Here is a 14,410-nt window from a genome sequence, read left to right as displayed (position 1 = left end):
GCCACCGCACCACCCGTCGGCCCTTCTCCAGAGAGCAGCACCATGAGATCGATACGCAGCGCGGTCGCGGCCGTGCTGGTGGCGGCCGGAATCCTCGCCGGGCCGGCCGGTCCGGCGCTCGCCGCCGACTCGTACACCTTCACCCACCCGGGCAACCCGATCCTGGCCGACGGCAGCTACTACTCGGCCGACCCGGCGCCCCTGGTCGCCGACGGTCAGCTCTACATCTACACCGGTCACGACGAGGCCGGACCGGCCGTCAACGACTTCGTCATGAACGAGTGGGGCGCGTTCCGTACGGGAAACGTCGCCGCCGGCGCATGGACACATTTCCCGTCACTCGCGCGCCCGGAGACGCTCTTCTCCTGGGCGTCGGCCGGCCGCGCCTACGCCGGGCAGGTCGTCCAGGGCCCCGACGGCCGGTACTACTGGTACGTCCCGGTCAGCGAGAAGGCCAGCACCGCCAGTGACAAGTTCGCCATCGGCGTCGCCGTCGCCGACACCCCGACCGGGCCGTGGACCGATTATCTCGGCGGCCCGCTGATCTCGCAGCGCGTCCCGACCGCCAACACGATCCAGAACATCGACCCGACGATCCTGGTCGAGGGCCAGCGGGTCTTCCTCTACTGGGGAACGTTCGGGCAGCTGCGCTACCTGGAACTGAAGGCCGACATGCGGACGCCGGTCGGCCCGCAGACCTCGGTCACCGGGCTGACCGGCTACTTCGAGGCGCCGTGGATCTTCCAGCGGGGCAGCACGTACTACCTGGCCTACGCCGGGAACAACGCCGGGCCGACCTCGGCCTGCACGCCGGCCAACTACCACGCCTGCATCGCCTACGCGACGGCGAGCGCGCCGCAGGGCCCGTGGACCTACCGCGGAACCGTGCTCACGCCGGTCTCGTCGACCACCAGCCATCCAGGGATCATCGAGTACGACGGCCAGTGGTACATCACCTACCACACCGCGGACGCCGCCGGGGGCGGGCATTTCCGCCGCTCGGTCGCGATCGACAAGGTCGAGTGGGACGACACCCAGTCGCCGCCCCGGATGAAACAGGTCGTGCCGACCCCGGTCAAGCAGCGCGATCGCACGCCCCGGGCCAACCTCGCCCAGGAGGCGACGGTCACCGTCTCCAACGATCCGGTGCCGACGCAGTACTGGGTGAAGGCGCTCAACGACGAGATCGTGCGGGCCAACCCGCTGCCGCCGGACATGTGGGGCACCTGGACCGGCAGCAACCCGGCCCAGCAGTGGGTGCAGTACACGTGGGACCAGCCGATGCGGATCGGCGGCTCGCAGATCGACTTCTGGAACGATCAGCCGCCGGGCAGCGGGGTCGGCGTGGCCGCACCGGCCGGGTGGCGGATCCAGTACTGGGACCTGGCCGCCGGGAAGTGGGCCGACGTCACCGGCGCCTCCGGCTACCCGACCGGCACCCAGGGATTCCAGAACACCACCTTCGATCCGGTGACCACGACACAGGTCCGGGCCGTTCTCGACGCGTCGACCAACGGGAGCACCTACTCGGCCGTCGCGGTCGAGGAGTGGAAGGTCCTCGCCGCTCAACCGGCCTCGATCGGCGCACCGGAGTTCACTGTCGAGACCGGCGAGACGGAGCTTCCGGCCACCGTCCCGGTCACCTTCGGCGGCGAGACTCTGCAGATCCCGGTCTACTGGGACCCGGTCACCGCCGCCGACGTGGCCGCACCCGGGCACCTCACGGTCAAGGGCAGCGTCCTCGGTTACGCCGCGGGGCCGATCACCGCGCAGGTCACGGTCATCTCGCCGGACGACACCGAGGGTGACGTCACCGCTCCCACGCTGACCCTGACGCCCAGCGGCAGCGCCGGGACCGGCGGCTGGTTCCGCTCAGCGGTGAAGGTCCGGGCGGCGGCCACCGACGACCGCGGCGGCCGGATGAACCTGGCCACCACGGTGGACGCCGGGGCGGCGACCACCGCCGGGCCGGTGCGCTTCGCCGACGTGACCGTCACCGGGGACGGCCGCCACACCGTCACCGCGACCGCCACCGACCGGGCCGGCAACACCTCCGACACCGTGAACCTTGCGGTCGGGATCGACGCCACCAGCCCGGTCAGTACGGCGACGGTCGGCGACGACCGGGCGGTGACCGTCACCGCCGGCGACGTGACCTCGGGGCCGGCCGGGATCGAGTACGCCGTGGACACCGGGGCGTGGCTGGCCTACACCGGGCCGGTGACGGCGCCCGACGCGGCCAAGCACACCGTCTCCTACCGGGCCACCGACCGCGCCGGCAACGTGTCGGCGAGCCGGTCGGTGACCGTTCCGGCCGACCTGTCGGCGCCGCTGGACGGCAACGTCGGGCCGATCGGGACGGCGACCGCGTCGTACACCGCGGGCTGGAACAGCGTCGGCGCGCTCAACGACGACGCCGACCCGGCCGACCCGGCCCAGGCCCAGATCTGGGGCACCTGGTCCGGCGACCGGCCGGCCACGCAGTGGATCCAGTACGACTGGGCGCGACCGATCCGGATCACCGGGGCCGAGTTGAAGTTCTGGCGTGACTCCGACCGCGGCACCGGCGACGGGGTGGCCGAACCGGACGGCTGGAAACTGCAGTACTGGGACGGCGCCGCGTGGCAGGACGTCACCGGGGCCTCCGCGTACGGCACCGGCAGCACCGCGTTCAACCACGTCACGTTCGACCCGGTCACCACCGCCCGGCTGCGGGCGACGATCAGCGCCAACGGGAACGGGACCACGTACTCGGCGGTCGCCGTCACCGAGTGGCGGGTGTTCGCCGCCGAGTCCACACCGGCGCCGGTCACCGCCACCGCCCGGTCGCGCTGCATCGCCGGGAAGGCGTACGTCGCCGTCCAGGCCCGCAACGACGGGGACGCGGCGGTGGACGTCGCGGTGGTCACCCCGTACGGAAGCCGGAATTTCGCCTTGATCGCGCCGGGGGCGAACGCCTATCAGTCCTTCCTCGCGCGACTCGCCTCGATCCCGGCCGGCACGGCCACCGTCCAGGCCGCGGGCACCTCCGTGACCGCCCCCTACACCGCCATCACCTGCTAGGAGTCGATATGAGAGCCCGTGTGTTCCTGCCCGCCGTCGTGGCGCTGACCTCGACCGCCGCGGTCGCCGTGCCGGCCGCCGCCCTGGCCGACCCCGGCGACAGCGCCGGCGTGCAGGTGACCGTCGACATCACCGAGATCAAGGAGCCCGGCGTGCTGGCCCTGACCGTCGCCGGGACCGCCGTCGACCTCAAGGAGAACGGTTCCGACCTGCTGGTCCGGCAGTTCACCGGCACCCTGCCGACGGTGACCGTCACCGACACCCGGACGGCGAGCGAGATTCCGGCCGGATCGAGCTGGGCCGTCCTCGGTACCGCGGGCGACTTCACCGGCACGGCCGGGCAGGCGCCGATCTCGGCCGGGAACCTCGGCTGGAAGCCGCGCCTGATCAACGGCGGCACCACCGGCGAGGTCAGCGAGGGTGAGGAGGTCGTCACCGTTCTCGACGACCCGACCCAGCCCGGCAACAACGTCGGTCTGACCGATCAGGAGCTGCTGGTCTCGACCTACGATTCGGCGGCGGTGACCGGCGGTGCCTACTCGGTCGACGCCGACCTGTTCCTGCGCACCCCGGCCGACGTCGCCGCCGGCTCCTACCGGTCGACGCTGACCCTCTCGCTGTTCGAATGAAACGCCTGATCATCGTGGTCGTCGTCGCGGCGCTCGGCGTAGGTGCCGGGCCCGCGGCGGCCTCCGCCGCACCCGCGTCGGCCGCCCTGACCTGGACCGTCCAACCGGCGACGGCGGCCGGGCCGGACGGACGGCACTGGATCGAACGCACCCTCGACCCCGGTCAGCGGGTCACCGAGTACTTGGCCGTGCGGAACTTCAGCGACGTGGGCGGGACTTTCGCGCTGAAGGCGGCCGACGGCTACCTGACCGATAACGGTCGCTTCACCATGCTGCCGTCGGACACCCCGTCCAAGGACGGCGGAACCTGGATCACGGTGCCGGCGCAGGTCACCGTCGCGGCCAAGGGGACGGCGCTGGTGCCGTTCACCATCACCGTGCCGCGGGACGCATCGCCGGGCGACCATCCGGCCGGGATCGCCGCCACGGTGCTGAGCCGCAGCGGCACGGTGCAGGTGGAGAGCCGGGTCGGGTTCCGGGTGCTGCTGCGGGCCAGCGGTGCCGTCCGGACCGAACTCTCGGCCGGGGCGGTCGGCGCGCGCTACGAGCGCTCCTGGAACCCGTTCCGGCCCGGCCGCATGACGGTCTCCTACACGGCCACCAACAGCGGAAACGTCGGGGTCGAGGGCCGGGCCGGGGTGCGGGTCACGGGCCTGCTCGGCGGGGCCGATGCGGAGGTGGCGCTCGGCCAGTTGCTGCCCGGCGGCAGTCGCGACGGCCGTGCCGACGTCGCCGGGGTGTGGGCGTTCGGGCGGCTGCGCACGACGGTGACGCTCACCCCGGGCGGCTCGGCCACGACCACGACGTGGGTGACACCCTGGCCGCACCTGCTCCTCATCGCCGCCGCGATCGGACTGTTCCGGCTGCTCCGCGCTGCCGACCGGCACCGTCGGACGCGCCTGCGCCGGCTGCTCGACCAGGCCCGCCTCGAAGGGCGCCGGTCGGCGACCGAACCGTCCTGAGCCGCCCCCGGGCTCAGTCCGGTGACGAACCTTCCGATAGGGCCACTGGAGTCCCGAAAACGGAAGGAGCTCAGCGATGGCATCGTCGCCTGCCGCCGAGCCGCGTCGTCCCGGCGTCCTGAGCTTCTTCAGCGACCTGCGGGTGGGCGTGAAGATCAGCGTCGCCATCGCCGTGGCCCTGCTCGCCGGGGTGGCGGTGGCGGCGGCCGGGCTGGTCGGTCTGAGCCAGGCCGACCGGCACGCGCGGGCCATCTACGAGGAGAACCTGCAACCCTCGCAGGCCCTCGCCGTGGCGCAGGGTTCGTTCGACGACGAACTGCTGGATCTGGCCCGGATGACGATCGCGGTGACCGACTCGGAGACCGAGAGCTTCCGGCAGGAGGCACTCGACGCGCACGACCTCACGGTCAAGGGCGTCGAGGCGTACGCCGGCCTCGGGCTTGCCGCCGAGCAGCAGGCGGCGGTCACCGCGATCACCGACGGGCTCACGAAGCTCGCCGACATCCGTGACAACCAACTCTTCGCTGCGGCCCGGTCCAGCAACAACACGCTCTACGCGACCGCCTATGACAAGAGCGCCGATCCGATCGCCGATGCGATCAACGCCGGGTTCGACACGCTGACCGCCTACGAGGCGAGCAGCGCCGGGGCGGCGGCGCGGGCCAACACCGACGCCTACCACCACAGCCGGACCGTCATGATCCTGATCCTGACCGGCGGTTTCCTGGTCGCGGCACTGCTCGGCTGGACCACGGTACGGCGGATCACCCGCCCGCTGGCCGCCGTCAACGACACCCTGGCCCAGGTCGCCGGCGGTGACCTGACCGGCCTCGTCATCGTGCGCTCCCGGGACGAGGTCGGCGTCATGGGGGTCGCGCTGAACCGGGCCACCGCCAACATGCGCGGCACCGTCGAAGCGCTCGGCACCGCCTCCCAGTCGCTGGCCGCCGCGGCCGAGCAGCTCTCCACCACCAGCGGCCAGATCGCCGAGAACGCCGGGCAGGCCAACGCCCAGGCCGGTGCCGTCGCCGCCGCGGCCGAGGACGTGCGCCGCAACGTCGACACCGTCACCGCCGGCTCGGAGGAGATGGGCGCCTCGATCCGGGAGATCTCCCAGAACGCCAACCAGGCCGCGGCCGTGGCCGGGCAGGCCGTCACCATGGCCGAGACCACCAACGAGCGGGTCACCCGGCTCGGTGTCTCCTCGGCCGAGATCGGCGACGTGATCCGGCTGATCACCTCGATCGCCGAGCAGACCAACCTGCTCGCCCTGAACGCCACGATCGAGGCGGCCCGCGCCGGTGACCTGGGCAAGGGCTTCGCGGTGGTGGCCAGCGAGGTGAAGGATCTGGCCCAGGAGACGGCCAAGGCGACCGAGGACATCGGCGGGCGGGTGGCCGCGATCCAGGCCGACACCGGGACGGCGATCACCGCCATCGCCGAGATCGGCGAGATCATCGCGCGGATCAGCGACTACCAGACGACGATCGCGGCCGCCGTGGAGGAGCAGACGGCGACCACGGGTGAGATGAACCGCGGGGTCAGCGAGGCGGCCGGTGGGGTCAGCGAGATCGCCGACGGGATCGAGGCGCTGGCCACGGCGACCCGGCTGACCAACGAGAACGTGGCCGACGCACAGCGGGCGGCGGCCGAACTGGCGCAGATGTCCGGCGACCTGCGCGCGATGGTCGGAACGTTCCGCGTCTGAGCCCCGGGCGGCTACGGCGCCTCCACCGCCGTACGCGGAAATTGTTGTTGATTCTGCCAGCGGAGGATTTCGAGGGCGGCGGCGATGGCGACCAGATTGTCGGCGAGCGGCCGGGGGAGCAGGCGGTCGGCGCGGGCCAGTCGGCGGACGACGGTGTTGCGGTGGGTGAACAGGCGTTCCGCGGTGCGCAGCGTGTTGCACTGCTCGGCGATGTAGGCGGCGACCGTCTCGCGGGTCTCGGCGTCGGCGTGCCGCAGGTCCCCGAGGGTTTCCGCGAGGAACTCGTCGGCCCGGTCCGGGTCGGTGGTGAGCAGCGCGGCCAGCTGGATGTCGCGGTAGTGGGCGACCCGCTGCGGTGAGCCGAGCCGGGTCAGCATCCGCTGGGTCGCCTGCGCGTCCAGGTGACTGCGGCGGAACCCGGCAATGTCGGTGCCCGGCCGGCCGATAGCGATCAGCACCTCGGGGTCGAGGTCGGCGACCGGCGGCCGGACGTCGGTGACCGGGAGCCAGAGCCAGAGCGCGGACGCGCCGGCCAGCACGGTCAGACGGTGACCGGCGCCGCCGGCCCGCATCAGGCTCTCGGCGGCGGCTTCGAGGGGTGCTGGCCCCGAGGTCGTCCACACGATGGCGGCCGTGTGCGGCCCGGTCAGGCGGTATCCGAGCTGCGCCTCGGCCCGCGCCCGGCCGATCGGCGCCCCCTCCAGCAGCAGCGACACGACGGCCCGGCGTTCCGCGTGGGCACCCCGGGTCAGTTCGGCGCGTTCGGCCTCCATCCGCGCCGACACCGCGGCGATGGTGTCCTCGATGAACGTGGAGATCGACAGCGAGGACACGTCGAGCAGCGCCCGGAGCTCGTCCGGGGACGCGCCGAGACCGAAACAGATCTCCATCCAGCGCCGCCAGGCCACGGTCTGCCCGGTCCGGTACGAGTCCAGCGCCCGCTGATCCAGCCCACGCCGCACCAGGTCACGGGCGGTGTCGAGGACCTCCGGACCGAGGTCGGCCGACACCCGCCGCCCGGGGTGCCGGACGTTCGCCTCGGTCCACCGGCGCAGGTTGGCGACGTTGCTGCGGCGCACGGCGGCGACCAGCACCGGGTCGTCGGCGACCGGCCGCATCCGCTCGCCGCTGAGCGACGCCTCGTGCAGGCCCTCGATCCACGCGGCCGGCGGGTCGAGCGCGGCCTGCGCGCCCTGCCGGAAAAGGTCCGCGACCCGGGACGGAACGGCCGGCCAGTCCGCAGCATTCTGCACCATGAATACGATGATGAAGGTGCGTTTTGAACTGGCGCAACCGGGCCCGGCGACGGATCCTGTAGGGCGTGGAGCACATGGACGTCCTGATCGTCGGCGCCGGGATCTCCGGCATCGGCGCCGCGCGGTACCTGAAGACCGAGCTGCCGGCGAAGACCTTCGCCGTCCTGGAGGCGCGGGCCGCGTCCGGCGGCACGTGGGACCTGTTCCGCTATCCGGGCATCCGCTCCGACTCCGACCTGCACACGTTCGGGTACGAGTTCAAGCCGTGGCGCGACGAGCAGGCGATCGCCGACGCGCCGCGGATCCTCGACTACCTGCGCGAGACCGCGACCGAGAACGATCTCGACCGGCACATCCGTTACCACCACCGGGTGACCGCCGCGTCCTGGTCGAGCGAGCGGGCCCGCTGGACCGTCGAGGTCGAGCGCACCGACACCGGCGAGCGGACCACGATGACCTGCGGCTGGATCTTCTCGGCGAGCGGCTACTACCGCTACGACGAGGGCTTCACCCCGGAGTTCGCCGGCCGCGAGCGGTTCCGGGGCGCGATCGTGCACCCGCAGCACTGGCCGGAGGACCTGGACTACGCCGGGAAGCGCGTGGTGGTGATCGGCAGTGGCGCCACCGCCGTCACCATCGTCCCGGCGATGGCCGGCGACGCCGCGCACGTGACGATGCTGCAGCGCACACCGACGTACATCATGCCGGTCTCGAAGAAGGACCCGATCGCCAACGCGCTGAAACGCTGTCTCGGGCCGGAACGCGGTTACGCGTGGACCCGGCGCAAGAACATCGCCCAGCAGAAAGCCGTCTGGTCGTTCTGCCGGCGCTTTCCCGGGGCCGCCCGGAAGCTCATCCGATGGGTGAACGCGCGGCAGCTCCCGGCCGGGTTCCCGGTCGACGAGCACTTCCACCCGCCGTACGACCCGTGGGACCAGCGGTTGTGCGCCGTCCCCGACGGTGACCTGTTCCGGTCCATCCGGAACGGTCAGGCCTCCGTGGTCACCGATCGGATCACCGGCTTCACCGAGACCGGGATTCAACTGGCGTCCGGGCAGCACCTCGACGCCGACGTCATCGTCACCGCCACCGGCCTGAACGTGCAGGCGTTCGGCGGTGTCCCGGTCACCGTCGACGGCCACGAGGTCCGGTTGTCCGACACCGTCGCGTACAAGGGAATGATGCTTTCCGGGGTGCCGAATTTCGCCTACGCGATCGGTTACACCAACTCCTCGTGGACGCTGAAGATCGGTCTGCTCTGCGAACATTTTTGCCGCCTCTTGAAACACATGCACATGCGGGGGTACGACGTGTGCCGCCCCGAGGTCGCCGATCCGGCCATGCCGACCCGGCCGTTCCTCGACTTCGGCGCCGGCTACATCACCCGGGTCGTCGACCAGCTGCCCCGCCAGGGCGACCGCATGCCGTGGCTCACGTCCATGAACTACCAGTCCGACGTGAAACTGCTCCGGGCCGACGACGTCACCGACCGGGAGCTGCACTTTTCCTGAGATCACCCGGTCAGTGATCTCTATGTGATGAAAACCGGCGAAATGCCCGCGCGGCTCGCCGACACACCTCCTCGCGCTTTCGACACTTGATCCGTTGCCGCGGTTCGAGGAGGAGAGCGCATGCGAGAGAGAGCGTCCGAGCAGGTCTCGTGGTGGCAGTCCGTCCGCGTTCCGGTGGCCCTGATGGCGCTGGCCTCGGCCATGGCGTTCGGCGGCTACCTGCTCACCGGCCCGTCCCGGGTGGCCGCCGGCGCGGCGCCCGACATGCGGGCCGACCAGGCCGAACAGATCGAACGGGCGCTCGTCGCGACACGTCCGGCGCTGCCCGGCGGGATGCCCACCGAGCGGCCGGCCCGGTTCGGCAAGACGTTCGACGCGCTGACCCCGGCCGAGGTCGGCTACGCCCGCTCGCTGGCCGTGCACGCCCAGAAGAATCCGGGCCGCCGGGTCGACGGGACACCCGGCTACGAGTTCCTGTCGGCCGCTCTGGCCACCGAGAACGGCCGCCGGGAGGTCGCCGTCACCTCCTACGACTACGCCGCCAACGTGCAGGTGCTGCAGCTGGTCGACCTCGCGACCGGCGCCGTCACCGAGCACAGCGGTCACGGGACGCAGGCGCCGCCGTCCGAGACCGAGAAGATGCACGCTCTGGACCTGCTGCTGGCCTCGCCGGTCGCCGCGCCGATCCGGACCGCCTACCGCACCTCCACCGGGAAGGACCTGACCGGCCAGGCCGAGCTCGACGTGAACGCGGGCGCGCTGCTCAACCCGCCGGCCACCGGGGACGGCGCGGCCTGCGCGGTCGACCGGTGCGTCACGTTCCAGGGCCGCGTGCGCGACGGCGCCTGGCTCTACTTCGGCAACCTGGCGGTCGACCTCACCGCCCGGACCGTCCGGACCCTGTCATGAAACGCGCCCTGGTCGCCGCCGTGGCCCTGGCGCTGCTGGTCACGCTCGGTCCGGCCGGACCGCCGGCGTCGGCCGAGGCGGCCTCCGACTACTGCTCGGGTGACTCCCTGGTCAGCCGGAAACTCAGCGCCGGCACCCGATGGCAGCTGTGCTGGCACATCGACGACTTCAAAGGCCTCGTTCTCGACAAGGTCGGCTTCCAGGGTACGAGGGACGCCGCCCCGATCCAGGTGCTCGACTCGATCGCGCCGGTGCAGATGCAGGTCCCCTACGACCTGGGCACGGCCGAGTTCGAGGACCTGATCGGGTACGGCTTCGGCCGCTACGCCAGCGACATGACCCGCGCCGAGTGCCCCGGCGGGCAGATCGTCACCACCCACCGCGCCTACACGGATCTGGCCGGCCGGTGGGTCGAGAAGGACCAGCCGGTGCTCTGCGTGCGGGAGATGAGCAAGGGCCTGGCCTACCGCTCCAAGTGGCACACCGGTACCGACCAGCCGCTGGTCACCGCGCAGGGCACGGTGCTGGCGCTGAGCTTCATGTCGGCGGTCGGCAACTACGAGTACGAGACCAGCTACCAGCTCGCCGACAGCGGCCAGATCGACGTCGGGATGGGCGCGACCGGCGAGGTCAACCCCAGCATCTGGACCGATCAGGCGACCGAGGCGGCGTCGCTCAACTACGGCTGGCCGATCGGCACCGGCGAGCGTGACTACTCCGGGTCGCACTATCACAGCGCGGTGTGGCGGGTGGACTTCGGTATCGGCGGCAAGTCCGACATGAAGGTCGAGCAGAGCGACACGACCTGGACCGGCAAGCGCGGCGGCCAGTCGGCCGTGCTGGTGACCCGGCGCAAGACGATCGGGAAGGAGTCGCTGCTGACCATCGCCGACCGGCGGCAGTGGCGCGTCTACAGCCCGTCCAGCCGCAACGCCGACGGGCATCCGCGCGGCTACGACATCGTCTTCGGGAAGAACGACACCTACCCGGCCCACCCGAGCCTGCGCAACGCGCTGGCCTTCACCAAGCGCAAGACCTGCGAACAGCTGCCGATGTACAACAACGACGTGTCGTGCGCCGGCGAGACCACCATGGACTACGCGAACGGCGAGACCCTCACCGACCCGATCGCCTGGGTGAACGTGGGCTTCCACCACATCGTCCGGGACGAGGACCAGAGCCCGATGCCGGTGCACTGGCAGGGCTTCACCCTCTACCCGCACGACTTCTCGGCCCAGTCGCCGCTCACCCCGGCCGCCCGGGCCGGCCGCAACGGCTTCGTCGCCACCGAGAACGAGCAGGCCCGCGGGGTGACACCGAGCCAGGGCTCGACCACCACGCTGCGCCTGGCTCGCACCACGATCGGCGCCGGGCAGCGGGCGACGGCCGTCGTCGGGGTGCGGCCCCGGGACGCCGGGCAGATCGCGGCCGGACTGCTGACCGTCAAGGACGGCGGCCGGACGCTTCTCGTCTCCGACATCACCAAGACCGACCACGGGCGTACGGCCATCCGGCTGCCCGTGCTGCCCGCCGGGAAACACTCGCTGACCGTCGCCTACGGCGGATCCGCGCAGGTCGACACCAGCACCTCGGCGGCGGTCGTCCTGACCGTCACCGAGAACCCCTGAGAGGAACCGTCTTGCCACGCCTACTGCTGGCCACCGTCGCCCTGTCGGTGGTGTTGTCGGCCTGCGACGCGCCCGCGCCGCCGATCGTGCCCGCCGCCATCGGGCCGGTCGCCTCGGCGGTGCCCGCGCCCAGCCCGGACGAGGTCGCCTACGTCACGGCCATGGTGGACCACCATCGGCAGGGGCTGCGCCTGGTCGAAGTGCTCCGGGAGCGCGGCGGGGTGCCGTACCGGATAAGCAATCTCGCCGACCACATGGCGGCGATCCAGAAAACCGAAGTGACCGACATGACGGATTTCCTGAACGCGTGGGGCCGAAGGCTGCCGTCGGCGCCCATGCACATGTCCGAGGCGCGGATCGACGCCCTCAGAACCTCGGCCGGGGCCGCCGCCGGGCGGACGTTTCTGCAGCTCATGATCGCTCACCATGAAGGGGCCGTGCAGATGTCGACCGCGGTGCTGCCGGCGGCCCGGAACCCGTGGGTGATCAGTCTGGCTCGGCACGTGATCGCCGATCAGAGCGCCGAGATCGCCGCCATGCGCCGCGCCGTTCAGGAACCGCTGTGACACTCCGTTCGTCGTGATCCGGGAAGGGCGGCCCGACCAGTCGCCGGGTCAGGCCGAGGGCCATCGCCAAATGCTTCATGCCCTTGAATCTAGGAATCGGCTGGCCCACCGATATAGTCCAGAACGATGACGGATCAGTGGGCCAGAAGCGGTCTGGATCTGCACCTCGACCTCGACCGCGCGCACGGCCTCCGGACCGGCCTGGAACGCGCGCTGCGCGAGGCGATCCGCTCCGGGCAGCTCGCGCCCGGCCAGGCGCTGCCCTCCTCGCGGGTGCTGGCCCGGCAGCTTGGCATCGCCCGCGGCACCGTCACCCAGGTCTACGAGCAGCTCACCGCCGAGGGGCACCTGACGTCACGGCCGCGCTCCGGGGTTCGCGTCGCCCCGCGCCCGCGGCCCTCGTCGGCGCCGGCCCTCACCCCGGCCGCACCGTTCCGGACACCCGCGGGCGGCTTCGACCTTCGCCCCGGCCTCCCCGACCTGTCGATGTTTCCGCGCCGCCAGTGGCTCGCCGCCACCCGCGACGTCCTCAAGGAAATTCCCGACACCGCTTTCGCGTACGGCGATCCGACCGGCCACGCCACCCTCCGCACCACCCTGGCGGAATACCTGGGCCGTTCCCGGGGCGTCGTCACCACCCCGGAACACATCGTCGTCTGCGCCGGCTACACGCACGCCCTGCGCCTGATCAGCCAGGCCCTCGACGGGACGATCGCGTTCGAGGACCCGACCCTGCAGGACTATCCGGCCCTGGCCGAGCGGGTCGGCCGCGAAGTGACCCGGATCCCGGTGGACGACGACGGCCTGATCGCGGCCGCGCTCACCGGCGAGGCGGCGGCCGTGCTCACCCCGGCCCACCAGTTCCCGCTCGGCGTCACCCTCGCACCGGCCCGGCGCCGGGAACTGCTGGACTGGGCGCGGCGCACCGGCGCGGTGGTCGTCGAGGACGACTACGACGGCGAGTTCCGCTACGACCGCCAGCCCGTCGGTGCCCTCCAGGGCCTCGCGCCGGAACAGGTCGTCTACACCGGAACGGTGAGCAAGACGATCGCCCCGGCCCTGCGCATCGCCTGGATCGCCGCGCCGACCCGGCTCGTCCCGGCGCTACGGGCCGCGCTGGCCTACGACGAGGCGTACGTGAACGTCATCGACCAGCTGATCCTCGCCCGCCTGATCGGACGCGGCGACCTCGACCGGCACCTGCGCCGCTGCCGTGGTCGATACCGCGCCCGGCGCGACCACCTCGGCCGGGCCGTCACCGCCCGCCTGCCCGGCGCGCGGCTGACCGGGATCGCCGCCGGGCTGCACGCGGTGCTGCACGTGCCCGGCGCCACCGAAGCCGGCCTGCTCGACCGGTTGACGCGGCGCGGGGTGGTGGTGGACGGCTTGAGCCGCTTCTACGCCGAACCCCGGGCCGCGCCGCCGGGGGTGGTCATCGGCTACGCGACGCCGCCGCAGCACGCCTACGCCGGCGCCGTGAACGAACTGCTCGCCGCGCTGGCGTAGCCACGCCTTCTCGGATCGCCAGGAATCCGCCGAACCGGCCCGGCTGACCGCCACGTCGTTGACCTCGGTGAGGCGGCGATGGTCGACGGAACGGGCCGCGGTCAGCTGCCGGGTTGTCGGGCGGCCTTGCGGGCTCGATACTCCCTGGCCTTCACGCGGTTGCCGCACTCGGCCATTCCGCACCAGGAGCGGGTGCCGGCGCGGGAGCGGTCGATGAAGACGCGGGTGCACTCGGGGCGCTCGCACTCCCGTACCCGCGGAGGGGTGGGGGTGTGCATCTCGTCGAGGAAGGCGATGGCGGCCCGGGCGACCTCGGTGGTGACGGTGCCGAGCGGGCCGGTGCGCCGGGCGCCCCGGGCGGTCAGGTCGAGTGACGGCAGCGGGCGGTTGGCCGCGTCGTTGACGGCCAGCAGGTCGGCGTCGGCCGGAAGGGTTCCCTGGCGGGCCGCTTCGACAAGACGATAAACACTTTCCCGTACGCCGAGCAGCTGATCGAACTCGGTCTCGTCCGGCGGCGGGGGCTCGGTCAGCACGCCGGCCGCGAGCGCCCAGCGCGCCGCGTCGCCGGGGGCGGACAGGCCCTCCTCGGGGCGGGTGCGGCGCCATTTCAGGGTGCCGAGCAGGTCCAGCGCGAGGTTGCCGCTGACGAAGACGAAATCCACGTCACCACCT

At 72.0% G+C, this 14,410-nt stretch carries 11 protein-coding genes; 9 read left to right on the top strand and 2 right to left on the bottom strand.

Going from position 1 to position 14,410, the window contains the following annotated elements:
- The first annotated feature begins 42 nt into the window (after positions 1 to 42).
- From ACSHV8_RS18630 to ACSHV8_RS18615, 4 genes are all read left to right on the top strand, one after another.
- The gene (locus ACSHV8_RS18630; RefSeq protein WP_436534769.1) at positions 43 to 3,063 is read left to right on the top strand and encodes a family 43 glycosylhydrolase; all 3,021 of its coding nucleotides are present in this window, start codon (positions 43 to 45) and stop codon (positions 3,061 to 3,063) included.
- An 8-nt stretch (positions 3,064 to 3,071) separates the two neighbouring features.
- A complete protein-coding gene (locus ACSHV8_RS18625; protein WP_436534767.1) occupies positions 3,072 to 3,692 on the top strand; it encodes a hypothetical protein in 621 nt (206 codons plus the stop codon).
- Entirely contained in the window at positions 3,689 to 4,654 is a 966-nt protein-coding gene (locus ACSHV8_RS18620) for a hypothetical protein (RefSeq protein WP_436534765.1), read from the top strand. Before ACSHV8_RS18625 ends, ACSHV8_RS18620 begins: the two co-directional genes overlap by 4 nt.
- 76 nt (positions 4,655 to 4,730) lie before the next feature.
- Positions 4,731 to 6,362, top strand: a complete 1,632-nt coding sequence (locus tag ACSHV8_RS18615) for a methyl-accepting chemotaxis protein (protein ID WP_436534763.1) — start codon at positions 4,731 to 4,733, stop codon at positions 6,360 to 6,362.
- Between the two features lie 11 nt (positions 6,363 to 6,373).
- On the opposite strand, the gene ACSHV8_RS18610 is transcribed toward ACSHV8_RS18615, so the two are convergent.
- Positions 6,374 to 7,618 carry a PucR family transcriptional regulator gene (locus ACSHV8_RS18610; protein ID WP_436534761.1) on the bottom strand — a complete coding sequence of 415 codons (1,245 nt, stop codon included), beginning with the start codon at positions 7,616 to 7,618 and terminating at the stop codon, positions 6,374 to 6,376.
- A 74-nt stretch (positions 7,619 to 7,692) separates the two neighbouring features.
- On the opposite strand from ACSHV8_RS18610, the gene ACSHV8_RS18605 reads away from it, so the two are divergent.
- The 5 genes from ACSHV8_RS18605 (at position 7,693) to ACSHV8_RS18585 (ending at position 13,738) form a co-directional block, all read left to right on the top strand.
- The gene (locus ACSHV8_RS18605) at positions 7,693 to 9,129 is read left to right on the top strand and encodes a flavin-containing monooxygenase (RefSeq protein ID WP_436536816.1); all 1,437 of its coding nucleotides are present in this window, start codon (positions 7,693 to 7,695) and stop codon (positions 9,127 to 9,129) included.
- Between the two features lie 120 nt (positions 9,130 to 9,249).
- Positions 9,250 to 10,038 carry a hypothetical protein gene (locus tag ACSHV8_RS18600; protein ID WP_436534759.1) on the top strand — a complete coding sequence of 263 codons (789 nt, stop codon included), beginning with the start codon at positions 9,250 to 9,252 and terminating at the stop codon, positions 10,036 to 10,038.
- Entirely contained in the window at positions 10,035 to 11,666 is a 1,632-nt protein-coding gene (locus ACSHV8_RS18595; RefSeq protein WP_436534757.1) for an Ig-like domain repeat protein, read from the top strand. Before ACSHV8_RS18600 ends, ACSHV8_RS18595 begins: the two co-directional genes overlap by 4 nt.
- Positions 11,667 to 11,677: 11 nt before the next feature.
- Entirely contained in the window at positions 11,678 to 12,232 is a 555-nt protein-coding gene (locus ACSHV8_RS18590) for a DUF305 domain-containing protein (RefSeq protein WP_436534755.1), read from the top strand.
- Positions 12,233 to 12,358: 126 nt separating this feature from the next.
- Positions 12,359 to 13,738, top strand: coding sequence for a PLP-dependent aminotransferase family protein (locus ACSHV8_RS18585; RefSeq protein ID WP_436534753.1), 1,380 nt, complete (start codon positions 12,359 to 12,361; stop codon positions 13,736 to 13,738).
- Positions 13,739 to 13,839: 101 nt separating this feature from the next.
- On the opposite strand, the gene ACSHV8_RS18580 is transcribed toward ACSHV8_RS18585, so the two are convergent.
- Entirely contained in the window at positions 13,840 to 14,400 is a 561-nt protein-coding gene (locus ACSHV8_RS18580; RefSeq protein ID WP_436534751.1) for a CGNR zinc finger domain-containing protein, read from the bottom strand.
- Between the last annotated feature and the right edge of the window lie 10 nt (positions 14,401 to 14,410).

It is taken from the genome of Actinoplanes sp. HUAS TT8 (assembly GCF_051380535.1).
Classification (GTDB): domain Bacteria; phylum Actinomycetota; class Actinomycetes; order Mycobacteriales; family Micromonosporaceae; genus Actinoplanes.
This window is presented reverse-complemented; position numbering and strand designations above follow the sequence as displayed.